At 72.1% G+C, this 3,956-nt stretch carries 2 protein-coding genes; one reads left to right on the forward strand and one right to left on the reverse strand.

Features of this window, described 5'->3' with window-relative positions; translation table 11 throughout:
- Positions 1 to 3,293, reverse strand: a 3,293-nt coding sequence (locus AB0O00_RS31655; RefSeq protein ID WP_363657624.1) for a ricin-type beta-trefoil lectin domain protein, incomplete at its 3' end; no start/stop codon positions are given.
- A 435-nt stretch (positions 3,294 to 3,728) separates the two neighbouring features.
- On the opposite strand from AB0O00_RS31655, the gene AB0O00_RS31660 reads away from it, so the two are divergent.
- Positions 3,729 to 3,956 (forward strand): hypothetical protein (locus AB0O00_RS31660; protein WP_363657626.1); only part of this gene is annotated, 228 nt, incomplete at its 3' end.

A 3,956-nucleotide genomic window follows, 5' to 3' on the forward strand; every position in this document is an offset into this window, starting at 1 on the left:
AGCACCGCCTGGGCGCCGGGCAGCGCGTTGCCGGCGGTGGTGGCGGCCCAGTTCTGGCCGGGGGAGGCGGCGCAGTCCTGGATCGCCAGCCGGGTGCCCGGGTTCTTGTTGTCGGACGGGTCGGCGAGGCAGCGGCCGGAGGCCGGGTTCTTGAACGAGCCGGGGTTCGGGCCCGGCACCCACTGCTGGGCGTCGGTGTTGTTGCAGGTCCAGAGCTGGACGGCGGTGCCGTTGGCGGTCCGGCCGCCGGAGACGTCCAGGCACTTGCCGAGGACGTGCAGCGTGTTGTCGGTGCCCCGCTGGACGGTCTGGGCGTTGGTGCCGTTGCAGACCCAGACCTGGGCAGCGGTGCCGTTGGTGGTCGTCGCGCGGTCGATGTCCAGGCACAGGTTCTTGCCCGCGCCGTTCTGGACGGCGGAGGTGAGCGCGGCTCCGGTCGGCGCCGGGAACGACGCGGTGGGCGTGCCGTTGGCGAAGGTCAGCGGATAGCTGAGGACCGCGCCGGTGGTGTTGTCGCGGGCCCACAGGGTGGGCACGCCGCCGACCTTGCCGGGGGCGAGCAGGGTGGTGCGGGACCAGTCGCCGGTGCCGATCCGCACGCCGGCCGCGAGGTTGCAGCCGGCCTGGAAGCTGCCCGGGTAGTACCAGAGTTCGCCCTTGTCGACGGTGACCAGGTCGGGCGCGTCGGCGAGTTGGGCGAGTTTGCCGGGGGCCAGGATCTGGCTGACGTTGTTCCAGGTGCCGTCGCTGCCCTTGGCGGGGCAGCTGTCCGAGTTCTTGATCGCGAGGACGTTCTGGGTCAGCGTGAAGCGGCCCGGGGTGCCGCCGGCGGTGGTGGCGTCGTTCGGGTAGAGGTAGAGCTGGTGGGTCGCCTTGCTGAAGGCGAACAGGTCGTCGGTGTTGCTGCCGGTGGCGGTGCCGCGGTGGGCGATCAGGTAGTTGTTCCAGCCGGTGCCGTCCGGGCTCTTGTCCTTGGTGGAGATCACCTGCGGGGCGGCGGCCGGGTTGCTGTCGCCGCGCACGAGCATCAGGTCGCCGTCGGTGGTCGGGGCGGCGAGGTCCGGGACGCCGTCCCCGTCGAGGTCGCCCTGGACGACCTTGGCGGCCGGGTTCCACGGCGCGAAGAAGCTGTACTGGGCGGTGGTGGCCTGGGTGTTGCCGGCCGCGTCGACCGCCCGGACGTACAGCGTGTGGGTGCCCCACTGGGCGGCGCTGAGCGTGATGGGCACGTCGGCGGTTGCCGCGCCGCCGCTGGTGGCGGTGGCCGGCACCCAGTTCGCGCCGTTGACGTCGGTGTCCAGCGCGTACTCGAAGCGCTTGATGCCGCTGCTAAGGCAGCCGCCGGGGAAGCCGGCCGGGGTCGGGTCGGTGGCGGTGACCTTGACGCTCACGCCGCTGTCACCGGCGTGTCCGGTGGGCGTGGCGGAGCCGCCGAGCGGGGGGAAGACCGGGGAGTCGGCGATGACCGGGACGGTGGGCGGGGTGAGGTCGACCTTGAAGGAACAGGCCGGGGAGACCGGGCCGGTGAGCGTGCCGTCCTCGGCCTGGACCGACCAGCCGTACTGGTGGCCGTCGCTGACGGTGAATCCGAGGTTGGTGCGGACGGTGCCGCCGGGGGAGATCCAGTCGCTGGTGGGCTGGCTCTTCGCCGTCCCGCTCGCCTGGGCGTCCCACACCTTGAACCGGCCGCGCAGGTTGACGCCGCTCATCCGGGTGGTGAGGTGGGCGTTCAGCGCGATGTCGGAGGCGCTGCCGGCGGTGCCGGAGTTGCCGATCCAGCCGGGCCGGCCGTCGCAGCCGTTGCCGTCCGGGTTGTGGGCGGCGGGCGTGGTGGCGAGGGTGTCGGGCTGGTCGGGGGCGATGTCGAAGACCGTGGTCAGGTACGGGTTGCGGTTGAACCGCATGTAGTCGTCGTTGTCGTCGGACTTGGACTCGTTGCCGTAGAGGCCGAAGGTCCAGGTGTCGGCGTGCCCGGCGAGCTTCTTGATCTGTCCGGTGACGTCGAAGTTGACGTCCTGGTTGCCGCAGCTGCCACCGCCGTTGGCGCTGGTCGGGTTCTGCGTGCCGAGCCAGCCGTCGCCGGTCACCGAGGGCTGGTTGTCCCAGCTGGTGGTGTCGGAGATCCGGCCGACGGTGGCGAGGCGCACCTGGTGCGTCTTGTCGCAGTCCCAGGAGGCGGCGTAGGTCTCGGTGAGGTGCAGCACCGACTTGGAGATCACCATGTCGCTGCTGAGGTTGCCGAGGCCGACCTCGTAGAACGCGCGCTGGAGGCCGTTGCAGTCCTTCCAGTGCTGGTAGCCGACACCCTGGCCGTTGTCCTGCGCCTTGTCGTAGTAGGTGTAGCTCGAACAGCCCTCCTGGACGATGGTGTAGTGGTTGGTGGTGCTGGTGACCGGGCTGACCGCGGGGTCGATGTAGAGCGGCCACACGGTGTTCGGGCCGGACAGCAGGCCCGCGTCGGGGGTGAGCACCAGGGCGTCGGACGTGACCGCGGCCCCGACCGGGCGGACCTGGGCGTCGCCGCCCGGCTGGTGCTCGGCGGGGGTCCTGGTCGTCGTCGGCTGGGCCGGAGAGCCGGCGGAGCGGCCGGCCGAGTCCCACATCACCGGGGTCGGGGCGGTGAACGCGGCGGTGCCGTCGGTGGCACCGGCGGTGAGGGAGCCGTCCGGGCCGGTGGTGAGGGAGAGGCCGTCGGTGGTGCGCGTGGCCAGCCGCAGTGACGCGAGCGCCGGATTGGCGGCCGCGGCGGCGTCGTGGACGACCAGGACCTCGCGCAGGCCGCCCTGGTCGGTGGCGGTGACGTCGAGGTCCACGCCGGGCAGGACGCCGTTGTAGCGGGCGCTGTCGCCGCTCACCTCGGGGGCCGGGAGGGCGGTCGGGAAGGTCAGGGCGAGCCGGCGGCCCTTCGGGTCGGTGAGCGTGGCCAGCGGGCCGGTGCCGCCGCCGGAGAGGGAGAGCCCGGCGGGGGTCGCCTTCGGGGAGAGGGTGCCGTCGCCGTTGCGGGCCAGGCCGGCGTCGAGCGCCTTCCACGTGCCGTCCCGCTTGACCCGCACCGGCTGGAGGTGGGTGGTGAGGGTGAAGGTGCCGTCGGCGTTCGCCGTCGTGTCGGCGGTCTCGGTGGTCAGTTCGTCCACCGGGACGGGGCGGCCGGACTTGCGGGCCGAGGCCGAGGCGGCCGCGAGCGGCGTCGCGGCGGCCGCCGGCGCCGGGGCCGCGGCGGGGGCCGGCTGACCGTCCGCCAGGGCCGGGCCGGCGCCGCCCAGGAACAGGCCGCCGAGTGTGGCCGGAATCACCAGGGAACGCGTGAGTGTTCGCACCGGATGGTTCCGGGCGCGGGTGGTTTCCCCCATGAGGTCGCCCTTTCAGGACTGCTGGTGACGGCGGCGGGTGTGCCGTGATGTTCTTCACAGCCGGACACCCCGTCAGGCCCGTCGAATGTCGGATTTGCATCGCATTTGTTCATGTTCATCCGGCCGGATCCGCCCAGGCAGGAGCGCCGGGAGAACCTTCTGCGGTCCGGCTCCCGGGTCGGTCTTTGCCGGTGAAACATTCATGGCAATACGGTGCCGAACGATCATACGTATCGTCAGATGTTCGCATTCGGCGGGCACCTGAAAGTTCAATGTTTGACAGGGGGATAGTTCGGCATGCGATCAAAGCTGCGCCGGATTCACGGACCCCGCGCGCGTGCACTGGCACGACGCGGGACGGTCGCCGTCGCGACAGCGGTGACCCTTTCGCTGCTGACACCGATGGCGGTGGCCGAGTCGGTCGTCGGCGGCTACCACTACACCGACAAGGAGTGGGCGGCCGACCCGCTGCCCGAACTGGCCCGCGTCCCGGGCCACCCGGCGGGCGCCGCCGGCGCGAAGCCCGTCCCGGTACTGACCGCAGGGGCACGGGGACTGACGGAGCACAAGGCGGTCGCCCCCGTGTGGCCGGCCGCTTCGACCGTC

This window comes from Kitasatospora sp. NPDC093558 (assembly GCF_040683475.1).
In the GTDB taxonomy this organism is placed as follows: Bacteria; Actinomycetota; Actinomycetes; order Streptomycetales; family Streptomycetaceae; genus Kitasatospora.